Origin of the sequence: Pseudomonas sp. yb_9 (assembly GCF_043103635.1) — a bacterium.
GTDB lineage: Bacteria > Pseudomonadota > Gammaproteobacteria > Pseudomonadales > Pseudomonadaceae > Aquipseudomonas > Aquipseudomonas monteilii.
The window spans coordinates 88,057-100,774 of record NZ_JBICKA010000110.1 but is presented as its reverse complement, the minus strand read 5'-3'; the positions used below and the strand labels follow the sequence as shown (position 1 = coordinate 100,774).

Below are 12,718 nucleotides of genomic sequence, written 5' to 3'. Positions count from 1 at the left end.
CAGTAATTGAACCCTGAGGGGAAATATACGAAAGAAAATCCCCGGACGGAATCCGTAATCTTTCGGCATCCCTAAGCAGTGGAAAAAGGAAGATTCAAGTGGCTATCAGTGTTCTGACGGCATTCTGGGCCGTGTCGATGCTGTTCGTGATTACCCCGGGGGCAGACTGGGCCTACGCCATTTCGGCGGGCATGCGCGGGCGCTGGGTGATGCCGGCGGTGGTGGGCATGCTGTCGGGGCATTTCCTGGCCACCTTGGTGGTAGCGGCAGGTGTTGGCAGCCTGCTGGCCGGCCACCCGTTGGCGCTGACCTTGCTGACCCTGGCAGGGTGCAGCTACCTGCTGTGGCTGGGCGGCAACCTGTTGCTGAGCCCGGCATTGCCCGAGGCCGGGCAGGGCGGTGAGGGGGAGTCGGGCTCGCGCTGGGCGTTGAAGGGTTTTTGCGTCAGCGGGTTGAACCCGAAAGTGTTCCTGCTGTTCCTGGCCCTGTTGCCGCAGTTCACCGACCCGCAGTCAAGCTGGCCGGTGCCGTTGCAGATCCTGCTGCTGGGCCTGGTGCACCTGTGCAGCTCGCTGGTGATCTATTCGTTGGTCGGCTATGGCGCCAAGGCGGTGCTGAGCACCCGGCCGGGGGCGGCCAGGCTGGTCGGGCGGGTGTCGGGGGTGGCGATGATCACGGTGGCCTTGGGCTTGATCGCGGGGCAGATCAACTGAGTTCACCGGTTTCAAAAGGCTTCAGATAAACTCGTAGCCTTTCACAGCACAACCAGGACGTGCTCCATGCCCGAAGCCACACAACTGTTAACGTTTGCCCTGATCTGCCTCGGCATGGTGCTGACCCCGGGGCCGAACATGATCTACCTGATTTCCCGCTCGATCTGCCAGGGGCGCAAGGCCGGCTTGATTTCCCTTGGCGGCGTAGCGCTGGGTTTCGTCATCTACATGTTCTGCGCTGCTCTGGGCATCACCGCCCTGGTGATGGCTGTGCCTTTTGCCTACGATGCACTGCGCATTGGTGGCGCGCTGTATCTGCTGTACCTGGCCTGGCAAGCGCTGCGCCCGGGTGGTCGCTCCCCGTTCCAGGTCAAGGACCTGCCGGCGGACAGCCCGCGCCGGCTGTTTACCATGGGTTTTGCCACCAGCCTGCTGAACCCCAAGATCGCCGTCATGTACCTGTCGCTGATGCCGCAGTTCATCGAACCCGGCCACGGCAGTGTGCTGGTGCAGTCACTGGTGCTGGGCTCGACGCAGATCGCCATCAGCGTCTCGGTCAATGCATTGATCGCGATCATGGCCGGTTCCATTGCGGTATTCCTGGCCGGTCGACCGTTGTGGCAGCAGGTTCAGCGCTGGTTGATGGGCACTGTGCTGGCGGGCCTGGCCGTGCGCATGCTGGCTGAAGGGCGTCGCTGAGCCGTCAGGCGAGCTGTCGGGTTCAGCTGCCCAGCACCTTCCCGAGTATCTGAAACACCTGTTCTGCCGAGTAGGGCTTTGCCAGAAAGGCAAAGCCCTGGTGCCCGCCCTCAGCAATCGACTCGCTGTAGCCCGAGGTGAGGATAACAGGCAATTGCGGCCGCTGACGCCGCAGTTCACGGGCCAGTGCCAGCCCCCCCATGCCGGGCATCACCACATCGGAAAATACCGCATCGAAATGGCCTGCAGGCCCCGCCAACTGGGCCAAGGCATCTTCGGCCGAACGCGCATAGCTGATCTGGTAACCATGGTCCTCAAGGATTTGTGCAGTGAAGTTACCAAGGTCGGGGTTGTCTTCCACTACCAGTATTCGCCGCTGCTCACCTTGCGCCTGAGCCTGTGGGCTGGCCATGGTGTCTGCCGTCGGAGCCGCTGGCGGCGCCTCCTGAGGCAAATAAAGGGTGAACGTGGTGCCCTGACCCGGGGTGCTGTGCACCTGCACATCCCCGCCCGACTGCTTGGCAAAGCCGAACACCTGCGAAAGCCCGAGACCGGTGCCTTCGCCTGGCGCCTTGGTGGTGAAGAACGGGTCGAAGATACGCTCCAGCAGTTCGGCGGCAATGCCCACACCGCCGTCACTCACCGAAATCGCCGCAAATGTGCCTGCCTGCACAGGCTGGCCACGCAAGGCAGGCAGGCGCTGGTCAGCCAGCAAGCGCAGTTGCAAAGTGCCTTCACCTGCAATGGCGTCACGGCCATTGAGCATCAGGTTGATCACCGCAGTTTCCAGTTGGCTGAGGTCGGCGCGGATGTGGCAAGGCGCCTCTGGCAACTGCAGCTCCACCTGGATGCGCGCACCGGTGGCGGTGTCGAGCATGTCGGCCATGGCTTCCAGCCGTGGCCCGGCTTCGAACACCTGAGGGCTGAGGGCCTGGCGCCTGGCAAAGGCCAGCAACTGCCCCGTCAGCTTGGCACCGCGGTCGACCGTGTCGGACATGGTCTTGAGGTAGCGTTCGCGGCGCTTTTCATCGAGGCTTGGGCGCTGCAGAAAATGCAGCGAGGAGCGGATGATGGTCAGCAAATTGTTGAAGTCGTGGGCAACACCACCAGTCAGTTGGCCGATGGCTTCAAGCTTTTGGGTCTGGCGCAGCACGGCTTCGGTGTGCAGTAACTGGGTAGTGCGCTCTTCGACGCGATGTTCGAGGGTGGCATTGAGTGCTTCGAGCGCCGCCATGGCTTCGCGCACTTTGGCATTGGCTTGTACCCGCTGGATGTGGGCCCAGGAGCGTTCGGTGACTTCACTGAGCAAAGCCAGTTCGTAATCGGTCCATTCGCGCGGCACGCAGTCATGGATGGCCATCAATGCGGTCAGGCGACCGCCTTTCATCAGTGGCATGCAGATGGTGGCAGTGATGCCGATGGCCTGAAAGGTGGCTGCCTCATCGGCAGCCAGTTCACTGAGGTTGTCGTTGATCACCAGGGGCAGGCCGCTGCGCAGGCGGCTGAACGCCAGGCGACCGAAGTCGTGCAACTGGTACTGGCCCACCAGCCGTGGCGCGCCGTGGGCTACTGAGTCACCGCAGATGGTAAAGCCGTCTTCGTCCGGGTCCATCACCGCATAGGCGCAGCTGGACAGCCCCAGGTGTTCCACCAGCATACGCGTTGTGGTGGCCAGTATCTGGTCCGAGGCTGTGGCTTCGGCCACGGCGCGGCCGAGTTGGTCAAGGAAGTTGAGGCGCTGGTTGGCGATCACGCTGGCCGTGGTTTCGGTCACGGTGTCGAGCATGCCCAACACCGTGCCGTCATGGTCACGGATGGGGCTGTAGCAGAAGGTGAAATAGGCGCGTTCCGGGCCGCCGTTGCGGTTAATCGTCAGCGGAAAGTCTTCTATGTACACCGCCTCGCCAGCCAACGCGCGGTCGGCCATCCTGCCGATGTCCGCCCAGGCTTCCTGCCACACGTCGCGGAAGGGGATGCCCAACGCCAGGGGCTTGCGCCCGAGAATCGGGGTGAAGGCGTCATTGTGCAGGGTGAGCAGGTCCGGGCCCCACAGCACGGCCTGTGGAAAGCGCGATGCCAGGCACAGGGCCAGGGTGGTTTTCAGAGCGTCTGGCCAGTGTTCGAGCGGGCCCAGAGGCGTGGCGGCCCAGTCGTGGTTGCGGATGCGTTCGGCCATCAGTCCGCCGCCGTCTAGCCATTTTGCCATGTGCTCTGCCGGTCCGTTTGCATAAAGCCTTTAGGGTGCACCGAGAATAGGCGATTGGCGAGGGGTTTGTGCAGGCTTGTGCCGGCCGCTTCGCCGGTACGGGCTAGCGAATGAAGTGCACCTTGCCAGAGTCATCGTTGCCCATGTAAATACCGTAAACCCCTGCCTGCCGCTCAAGGATGTAGCGCTCCAGTATCTGCCGGATCGCCGGGTAGTAGATCTCGTCCCACGGAATCTCATCCGGTTCGAAGAACTTGTACGACAGCGTTTCTGCCCCGTACTGCCCGGTTTCTTCGATGGCGATGGCGCGGAAGATGATGTACACCTCGCTGATTTTCGGCACGCTGAAAATCGAGTAAGGCGAAACGATGTCGGCACGTACGCCGCTTTCTTCCCACACCTCGCGCAGCGCCGCCTGCTCGGTGGTTTCGCCGGCCTCCATGAAACCAGCCGGCAAGGTCCAGGTGCCCGGGCGCGGGGGGATGGCGCGCTGGCACAGCAGGTACTTGCCATCGCGCTCGATGATGCAGCCGGCGATGATCTTCGGGTTGACGTAGTGGATGTAGCCGCAGCCGGTACAGTGCAGGCGTTCGTGGGTATCGCCTGTGGGAACGCCCCGGGCCAGTTCCGTGGTGCAGTGCGGGCAGTAGCGCGGGGCGTTGGGCATGATCAGCGACCTATACGGGGTTCCTTCAGGGCCAGGGGCTCGACAATGTCGCGTACCTTGGCGTTGTCATCCTGCTTCTGGCGCAGGTAGTCCAGGGCTACCTTGGCGGCAGCGCGGACGTGGTCGACCGAGGCCTGGTGAGCCACCAGCGGGTCGCCACCCTTGATCGCCTCGACGATCTTTTCCATTTCGCGGTTGCTGGCGCCCCGGCGGTTTTCCTGCGACACAGATGTAGCACGCAGGTAGCTGATGCGCGCCTGCAACTGGCGCAGCTGCTGGGCCGCCACCTGGTTGCCGGAACCTTCCAGCAGCACATCGTAGAAACCTTGAACCGAGTCCAGCACCTGTTGCAGTTCGCCTTCTTCGAGGGCCTCGCGGTTGACCTCCAGCGCACGTTCCAGGGCACGGATGTCCTTGGCTTTGGCGTTGAGGGTGAACAACTGCACGATCAGGCCTTCGAGCACGCAACGCAGCTCGTAGATGTCGCGGGCATCTTCCAGGGTGATAATGGCGACGCGCGGGCCCTTGGCGTCGGCGAATTCCACTAGGCCTTCGGATTCCAGGTGTCGCAGCGCTTCGCGTACCGAGGTACGGCTGACCCCAAGGCGGTCGCAGAGGTCGCGCTCGACCAGGCGGTCGCCTGGCAGCAGGTGGAAGTTCATGATCGCGGCGCGCAGCTTGTCGAGCACGATTTCGCGCAGGGTAACGGGGTTGCGGTTGACCTTGAAGCTGTCGTCGAGTGGCTGGCGTTTCATCAGGTGCGCTCTTTATGAGGCTGTTGCGCCAACATCGCGGAACGCCCCGAACCGAGGCTTTCCATGCAGTGGTTCGAACAGCCCGTTGTTAACGGGTTGGCTCCGCATCGGCTTCGGCAAACGCTTCACGGGCCAGGCGGAAGCTCTCCACCGCCGCGGGTACGCCGCAGTAAATGCCGACCTGGAGCAGGATTTCGCGAATCTGTTCACGGCTCAGGCCATTGCGCAGTGCGCCCCGAATGTGCAGCTTGAGTTCGTGGGGCCGGTTGAGTGCGGAAATCATGGCCAAGTTTATCATGCTGCGCTCTTTGAGCGACAAGCCTTCGCGGCCCCAGACGTGGCCCCAGCAGTATTCTGTGACCAGTTCCTGCAACGGCTGGGTGAACGCGTCGGCGTTCTGGATCGAGCGGTTGACGTAGTCCTCGCCCAGCACCTGGGTGCGGATCTGCAAGCCTTTCTCGTACTTTTCGTTGCTCATGTGCAGTACTCCGGAAGAAAACAGGGGCCGCAACCGAGGGGGAGACGATTAGCGCGGCCCCTTAAAAGGGGTGAAACGGGGGCCGCTGTGCGGCCCATCGCCGGCGATTCCAAGATCAGCCCAAGGGCGGCAGGGCGCCCAGCTTGCCTTTGTGGTACACCATCGGCGTTACTGGCTGCTCGGGCAGCACCAGGTTTTTCACGGCGCCCACGATGATCGCATGGTCCCCGCCGTCATACTCGCGCCACAGTTCGCACTCGATGATCGCCGTAGCCTTGGTCAGCAGCGGGTTGCCCAGCTCACTCAGGTGCCAGTCGATGCCTTTGGCCTTGTCCTTGCCTTTACCGGCGAAGGCATAGGCTTCGGCCGTTTGCTCGACGGACAGCAGGTGAATCGCGAACTGCTTGCTGTCGCGCAGGATCGGGTAGGTGTCGGAGGCGTAGTTGGGGCAGAACAGCACCAGCGCCGGGTCGATCGACAGCGCGCTGAAGGCGCTGGCGGTGATGCCGACGATGGCGCCGTCGGCGTCCAGCGTGGTGACTACCGTGACGCCGGACGGGAAGGAGCCCATCACGTCTTTGTAGATGCCGGGTTCGATCATCTCGTGTTCCTCTTAACGCATCACGAACGGGTCGGGCATCGGCGCGGTGGACAGGTTGATCCACACGGTCTTCAGCTCGGTATAGGCCAGCACCGAATCGATGCCGCTCTCGCGGCCGTAGCCGCTGTTCTTGAAGCCGCCGATCGGTGCCATGGCCGACACGGCGCGGTAGGTGTTGACCCAGATAATCCCCGAGCGCACGTCGCGGGCCAGGCGGTGGGCACGGCCCAGGTCGCGGGTCCAGATGCCGGCGGCCAGGCCGAACTGCGAGTCGTTGGCGATTTCCAGTGCCTCCTCCTCGGTCTTGAAGCGGATCACCGCGGCAACCGGGCCGAACACCTCTTCCTGCATGATGGTCATCGCGTTGCTGTCGCACTCGAACAAGGTCGGCTCGTAGAACCAGCCTTGACCTTCGACTTCAGCACGCTTGCCGCCCATGTGCAGCTTGGCACCTTCGGCCTTGGCCGCAGCGACCAGGCCTTCGACCACGGCCAGTTGCTGGGCGGTGGCCATAGGGCCCATTTCGCTGGCGTCGTCCTGCGGGTTGCCGATGCGAATGCGCTTGGCACGGGCAATCAGGCGTTCGACGAACTCGTCGAAGATCTCGTCCTGTACCAGCAGGCGCGAACCGGCCACGCAGCTTTGCCCGGAGGCTGCATAGATGCCGGCCACAGCGCCGTTGATGGCGCTGTCCAGGTCGGCGTCGGCAAAGATGATGTTTGGCGACTTGCCGCCCAGCTCCAGCGACAGCTTGGCGAAGTTTTCGGCACTGCTGCGCACAACGTGGCGCGCGGTGGCGGCGCCGCCGGTGAAGGCGATCTTGCGCACCAGCGGGTGGCGGGTCAGCGCCGCGCCGGTGCTTGGGCCGTAACCGGTGACCACGTTGACCACACCGGCCGGGAAACCGGCCTCAAGGGCCAGGCGGGCCAGTTCGAGGATGGTCGCCGAGGCGTGCTCGGACGGTTTGAGCACGATGGTGTTGCCGGCGGCCAGGGCCGGGGCCAGCTTGATCGCGGTGAGGTACAGCGGGCTGTTCCACGGGATGATGCCGGCCACTACGCCAATCGGCTCGTGCACTGTGTAGGCGAACAGGTCGGGCTTGTCCAGCGGCAGGGTGCCGCCTTCGAGCTTGTCGGCAAGGCCCGCGGTGTAGTGGAAGAACTCTGGCAGGTAGCCCACCTGGCCGCGGGTTTCGCGGATCAGCTTGCCGTTGTCGCGGCTTTCCAGCTGTGCCAGGTGCTCCTTGTTTTCGGCAATCAGGTCGCCCAGGCGACGCAGCAGCTTGCCGCGCGCAGTGGCGGTGATGCTGCGCCATTCCTTGCTGTCGAAGGCACGCTGGGCGGCCTGCACCGCCAGTTCGACGTCGGCTTCATCGGCATCGGGCAGTTGCGCCCAGGCCTGAGCGGTGGCCGGGTTGAGGCTGTCGAAGGTCTTGCCGCTCTGGGCATCGCGCCATTGGCCGTCGATGCACATCTGGAAACGAACGAGGGTCATGCAACAATCCCCTTGGCGGATTCGGTGAGGGTGCGGGCTTGCGCGAGGAAGTCCAGCAGCATCTTGTTGACTTCACGCGGGGCTTCTACCGGCATCATATGCCGTTGCTCGGCGAGGACCACACTGTGCGCACCCGGAATGCTGGCGGCGAGCTGGCGGGTCATGGCCGGGGTAGAGCCCGAGTCGAGTTCGCCGGTGGCGATCAGCGTCGGCACCTGGATGCTGCCCAGGTCGTCGGCGCGGTACATGTCCTGGGTGGCGAACAGCGAATAGGTGGTGTGATAGCCCTGCGGGTCGTTGCTCGCCAGTACCTGGCGAATGGCGGCGACCTGTGCCGGGTTGGCAGCCTTGTATTCACGGCTGAACCAGCGGTCCAGGGCGGCGTCGACGTTGGCGTCGGGGCCCAGCTGCGCCGCCTGGGCGGCGCGGGCGATAACGCCGGCACTCTGCTCGGGGGTGCGGTTGAACACGCTGTTGAGTACCACCAGTGCTGCCAGGCGTTGCGGGTAGTTCAGGGCAAATGCACGGGCAACCAGGCCGCCCATGGAGAAGCCGATCACGGTCGCTTGTGTGATTTGCAGGTGGTCGAGCAGTTCGGCGAGCTGGGCGGCGTAGCCTTCCAGGCCGATGTCGGCAGCCGGCAGGGCGCTTTGGCCGTGGCCGAGCATGTCGTAGGCGATGACGCGGTAGTCGTTGGCCAGGCCAACGATCTGACCGCCCCACATTTCCTTGTTCAGGCCCACGCCGTGGATCAATACCACGGGTTGGCCCTGGCCGACGGACAGGTAGCTGGTGCCGGCTGGGGTGTGTTCAGCGACAGGCTGAATCATGGAGGGCGCTCCTTGAAGGTCGGGCGCGGCGGGTAAGCACGCCACGCCCCGGCCCCGTTTTGGTTGTTGTTATTGAGCGTTGGCTTTTTCGGCAGCCAGTTCTTCCAGGTCGATGTAGCGGTTGCCGATGCGCGGGTGCAGGCGGCCGCCGTCGGCAGCGCCGAGGACCACGACGATTTCATCGGCACGCGGGGCGTCTTCGATCTGCATTTCCAGGGTGATGTAGTGCGAACGCAGGCCTTCGTCGTCCTTCTGCATCATCGGGATCTGGATCGAGGTGCCTGGGCCGCCACGTTTGTTGGTGAAGCTCAGGTAGCTCTTGGCCTGTACCGCTTCGCGATAGTGGTTGCCGAAGCGCAGGGTGTGGATCACCGCCGAGGCGTGCTCGATTTCGCCATCGGCGCCCACTACTGCAGCTTTACCGTAGGCTTCGATCTTGTCGGCACCGCCGATGGCGGCAGTCAGGCGCTCGACCATCAGGGCACCCAGCTCCGAGCAGTTGGCGCGGATTTCCGGCTTCAGATCTTCAACGAAACCGCGACCGGCCCATGGGTTCTTGATCACGACGGCCAGGCCGACCATGGTCACCGGCTTGTCGGTGGCCTTGCCGCCTTCGATGCGGGTCTCTTCGGAGTAGGTGACGATCTTGCGGATTTCGAAACTCATGGGTGGCTCCTGGTGAGGGTTATCAGCTCTTGTTGTCTGATGGTATACCATAATATTTGTTGTGCAAGAGGAGGCTAGAAATTTCTCTTGCTGGGAGACGAAAGGTGGCGTGATGCCTTGATTCTTGTCGTGTCTGTACTGGCCTCTTCGCGGGCAAGCCCGCTCCCACAGGGATCGCACAGTCTTCCTGCCTTGCGCAGATTTCATAAAAAAGCCCGCTCATGCAGGCCGCAGGGGCCCACGTGAGCGGGCGCGTCCCGCAATGGTTCAGGCAATGGGAATTCAGGCGAACGCCGGCACCACTTCCTTGATGAACAGCTCCAGCGACTTCTTCTTCTCGGCGTGGGGCAGGCTGTTGTCGCACCAGAAGCTGAACTCGTCGACACCGAGCGCCTGGTAGTACTTGATGCGCGCAATGATCTCTTCCGGGGTGCCGATCATGGTGTTCTTGCGGATGTTCTCCAGCTCGAACGCCGGCACTTCGGCGAACTTAGACTCCGGGCTTGGCTCCAGGAAGCCGTTGACCGGGGTGGTCTTGTTGCCGAACCAGGCGTCGAAGGTGCGGTAGAAGCGCGAGATGGCCTGGGCGCCGACCTTCCAGCCTTCCGGCTCGGCCGGGCTGTGCACATGGGTGTGGCGCAGCACCATCAGTTGCGGGCGCGGCACATCCGGGTTGTTGTCCAAGGCGGCCTGGAACTTGTTCTTCAGGTCCAGCACTTCTTCGTCACCCTTCATCAGCGGGGTGACCATGACGTTGCAGCCGTTGGCCACGGCGAAGTTGTGCGAGTCCGGGTCGCGGGCGGCGATCCACATCGGCGGGGTGGCGTTGAATGGCTTCGGTACGCTGGTGGAAGTGGGGAACTTGTAAACTTCGCCGTCGTGGGCGTAGTCGCCTTCCCACAGCTTGCGCACTACCGGGACCATTTCGCGCAGCGCCTTGCCGCCGTCGGTGGCCGGCATGCCGTTGGCCATGCGGTCGAATTCGAACTGGTAGGCGCCACGGGCCAGGCCCACTTCCATGCGCCCGTTGCTGATCACGTCGAGCAGGGCACATTCGCCCGCCACGCGGATCGGGTTCCAGAACGGCGCGATGATGGTGCCGGCGCCCAGGCGGATCTTGTCGGTGCGTGCGGCCAGGTAGGCCAGCAGCGGCATCGGGCTTGGCGAAATGGTGTATTCCATGGCGTGGTGTTCGCCAATCCACACGGTGCTGAAACCGCCGTCTTCGGCCATCAGGGTCAGTTCGGTCAGGTCTTCGAACAGCTGACGGTGGCTGACCTGTTCATCCCAACGTTCCATGTGCACGAACAACGAAAATTTCATGGGGCTTTCCTCAACGCTTGAAAGGGGCTGGCGCCGGGCAGGGGAGGCGCCAGGGGGCTCGATTCAGAATAGGCTTCAGGCAAAGGCCGGCAGGCTGGCCATCTTGCCGCGGCAGTACACCATCGGCCGTGGCGCTTCTGCAGGGACGATCAGGTTGTGCACCTTGCCGACCATGATGGCGTGGTCGCCACCTTCATATTCACGCCACAGTTCGCATTCGATAACAGCGGTGGCGCCGGCCAGGATGGGGTTGCCCAGTTCGCTCAGGGTCCACTCGATGCCACTGGCCTTGTCCTTGCCCTTTTTGGCGAACGCATAGGCTTCAGCCTGCTGTTCACCCGAGAGCAGGTGAATGGCGAAGCGTTTCTGCTTGATCAGCACAGGGTAGGAGTCGGAGGTGTAGTTGGGGCAGAACAGTACCAGTGGCGGGTCCATCGACAGGGAAGAGAAAGCGCTGGCGGTCAAGCCGACAACCGAGCCGTCGTCGTCCAGGGTGGTGATGACGGTAACGCCGGACGGGAAGGAGCCCAGGACGTGCTTGTAGACGGTTGCGTCGATCATCTCGTGTACCTCTAAAGGCTGCGGTGGTCCGCGGTTTTTATCGTTGATGTGTCTGATGGTATACCGTAATACCTATTTTGCAAGCGGAATTTTCAACCCTGATTTTTCACGATGAACGGCTCTAAGCCACGAAAATAGCGGCTTTGAGCGGTGAGGCGGTTTGTCGCAGGGGTTTTGCGAGCAGATCAGCGGGCGTTTTTTCCTGCGGATCAGTGTTGTCAAAAGTTTGGAATACCATAATATGGTCCGCAGCTGAGAGGCCGCCCTGGATGCGGTTTCCTTACAACGATAAAAACGACCTTTCGAGCTGAATCCTATGTCCCAACCGTCGTCGCAACACCAGTTTGTCGAGAATCACACGGTCGATTACGTTCCACCTGCCGAGCGCCACGGGAAGGCGCGCGACCTGTTCACCCTCTGGTTCAGTACCAACATTGCGCCACTGCCTATCGTCACCGGCGCCATGGTGGTTCAGGTATTCCACCTCAATCTGTTATGGGGGCTGATTGCCATTGTGCTGGGCCATCTGGTCGGCGGCGTGGTCATCGCCCTGGCCTCTGCGCAGGGACCGCAGCTGGGCATTCCACAGATGGTGCAGAGCCGTGGCCAGTTCGGCCGCTACGGCGCCTTGCTGATCGTGTTCTTCACCGCGCTGATCTATGTCGGCTTCTTCATTTCCAACATCGTCCTGGCGGGTAAGACCATCCATGGCATCACCCCAAGCGTGCCGATGCCGGGCGCGATCGTGATCGGTGCCCTCAGCGCCACTGCCATTGGCGTGATCGGTTATCGCTTCATTCATATTCTGAACCGTATCGGCACCTGGGTGATGGGTTCGGCGCTGCTGGCCGGCTTCATCATGATGTTCGCCCAAGACCTGCCGGCCGACTTCTTCAGCCGTGGTGCATTCAACCTGTCGGGCTTCATCGCCACCGTGTCATTGGGCACCATCTGGCAGATCAGCTTCTCGCCATACACCTCCGACTACTCGCGCTACCTGCCGCGTGAAGTAGGCATCGCCAAGCCATTCTGGGCCACGTACTTCGGCGCCACCCTGGGCACCATCCTGTGCTTCAGCTTTGGAGCGGTGGCGGTGCTGTGCGTGCCGGAAGGCACCGACGCCATGGATGCGGTGAAACAGGCCACCGGCTGGCTGGGCCCGATTCTGATGGTGCTGTTCCTGCTCAACATCATCAGCCACAACGCCCTCAACCTGTATGGCGCGGTGTTGTCGATCGTCACCGCGATCCAGACCTTCATGGCCGATTGGACGCCGAGCATCAAGGTGCGGGTGATCCTGGCATCGGTGATTCTGGTGGGCTGCGGGATGGTTGCCCTGAACGCCTCGGCGGATTTCATTGGCCACTTTATCGGCCTGATCCTGGCGCTGCTGCTGGTGCTGGTGCCGTGGGCTTCGATCAACCTGATCGACTTCTACCTGATCAAGAAGGGGCAGTACGACATTGCGTCGATCTTCAGTGCTGATGGCGGTATCTATGGCCGCTTCAATCACCACGCGATCATTGCCTATGCGTGCGGGATTCTGGTGCAACTGCCGTTTGCCAATACGTCGCTGTATGTGGGGCCGTATTCCAACATTGTCGAAGGGGCGGACTTGTCCTGGTTGTTCGGGTTGATCGTCACGGTGCCGTTGTATTACTGCCTGGCGACGCGCGGCAAGGCTGCCGAGGAGTCGGGGCGGGTTGTGAGTGTCAACGACTGATA

The 12,718-nt window shown here is 62.5% G+C and carries 13 protein-coding genes; 3 read left to right on the top strand and 10 right to left on the bottom strand.

Going from position 1 to position 12,718, the window contains the following annotated elements; translation table 11 throughout:
• Positions 1–98 precede the first annotated feature (98 nt).
• Together ACF8MI_RS26685 and ACF8MI_RS26680 are read left to right on the top strand one after the other, a co-directional pair.
• Entirely contained in the window at positions 99–713 is a 615-nt protein-coding gene (locus ACF8MI_RS26685; protein WP_060497089.1) for a LysE family translocator, read from the top strand.
• Positions 714–779: 66 nt separating this feature from the next.
• Complete coding sequence (locus ACF8MI_RS26680) at positions 780–1,412, top strand: LysE family translocator (RefSeq protein ID WP_104834577.1); 633 nt, start codon at positions 780–782, stop codon at positions 1,410–1,412.
• 22 nt (positions 1,413–1,434) lie between these two features.
• On the opposite strand, the gene ACF8MI_RS26675 is transcribed toward ACF8MI_RS26680, so the two are convergent.
• From ACF8MI_RS26675 to ACF8MI_RS26630, 10 genes are all read right to left on the bottom strand, one after another.
• Positions 1,435–3,618 carry a GAF domain-containing protein gene (locus tag ACF8MI_RS26675; RefSeq protein WP_104834578.1) on the bottom strand — a complete coding sequence of 728 codons (2,184 nt, stop codon included), beginning with the start codon at positions 3,616–3,618 and terminating at the stop codon, positions 1,435–1,437.
• 103 nt (positions 3,619–3,721) lie between these two features.
• Positions 3,722–4,285: an NUDIX hydrolase gene (locus ACF8MI_RS26670; RefSeq protein WP_060497086.1), complete on the bottom strand. Its 564-nt coding sequence runs from the start codon at positions 4,283–4,285 to the stop codon at positions 3,722–3,724.
• Positions 4,286–4,287: 2 nt separating this feature from the next.
• On the bottom strand, positions 4,288–5,040 hold the full coding sequence (locus tag ACF8MI_RS26665) for a GntR family transcriptional regulator (RefSeq protein ID WP_003256074.1): 753 nt from the start codon (positions 5,038–5,040) through the stop codon (positions 4,288–4,290).
• A gap of 88 nt (positions 5,041–5,128) precedes the next feature.
• Positions 5,129–5,518: a carboxymuconolactone decarboxylase family protein gene (locus ACF8MI_RS26660; RefSeq protein ID WP_200929428.1), complete on the bottom strand. Its 390-nt coding sequence runs from the start codon at positions 5,516–5,518 to the stop codon at positions 5,129–5,131.
• A 115-nt stretch (positions 5,519–5,633) separates the two neighbouring features.
• Positions 5,634–6,119, bottom strand: a complete 486-nt coding sequence (locus ACF8MI_RS26655; protein ID WP_392518113.1) for a flavin reductase family protein — start codon at positions 6,117–6,119, stop codon at positions 5,634–5,636.
• A gap of 12 nt (positions 6,120–6,131) precedes the next feature.
• The gene (locus tag ACF8MI_RS26650; protein WP_060497083.1) at positions 6,132–7,613 is read right to left on the bottom strand and encodes an aldehyde dehydrogenase; all 1,482 of its coding nucleotides are present in this window, start codon (positions 7,611–7,613) and stop codon (positions 6,132–6,134) included.
• On the bottom strand, positions 7,610–8,443 hold the full coding sequence (locus tag ACF8MI_RS26645) for an alpha/beta fold hydrolase (RefSeq protein WP_060497082.1): 834 nt from the start codon (positions 8,441–8,443) through the stop codon (positions 7,610–7,612). The genes ACF8MI_RS26650 and ACF8MI_RS26645 overlap by 4 nt, the downstream gene beginning before the upstream one ends.
• A gap of 69 nt (positions 8,444–8,512) precedes the next feature.
• Complete coding sequence (locus ACF8MI_RS26640) at positions 8,513–9,109, bottom strand: amino acid synthesis family protein (protein ID WP_003256068.1); 597 nt, start codon at positions 9,107–9,109, stop codon at positions 8,513–8,515.
• Positions 9,110–9,391: 282 nt separating this feature from the next.
• On the bottom strand, positions 9,392–10,432 hold the full coding sequence (locus ACF8MI_RS26635; RefSeq protein WP_060497081.1) for an LLM class flavin-dependent oxidoreductase: 1,041 nt from the start codon (positions 10,430–10,432) through the stop codon (positions 9,392–9,394).
• 75 nt (positions 10,433–10,507) lie between these two features.
• Positions 10,508–10,993, bottom strand: coding sequence for a flavin reductase family protein (locus ACF8MI_RS26630; RefSeq protein WP_060497080.1), 486 nt, complete (start codon positions 10,991–10,993; stop codon positions 10,508–10,510).
• Between the two features lie 316 nt (positions 10,994–11,309).
• Here ACF8MI_RS26630 and ACF8MI_RS26625 point away from each other — a divergent pair, with 316 nt between their 5' ends.
• Positions 11,310–12,716: a cytosine permease gene (locus tag ACF8MI_RS26625; protein ID WP_104834580.1), complete on the top strand. Its 1,407-nt coding sequence runs from the start codon at positions 11,310–11,312 to the stop codon at positions 12,714–12,716.
• Positions 12,717–12,718: the final 2 nt, after the last annotated feature.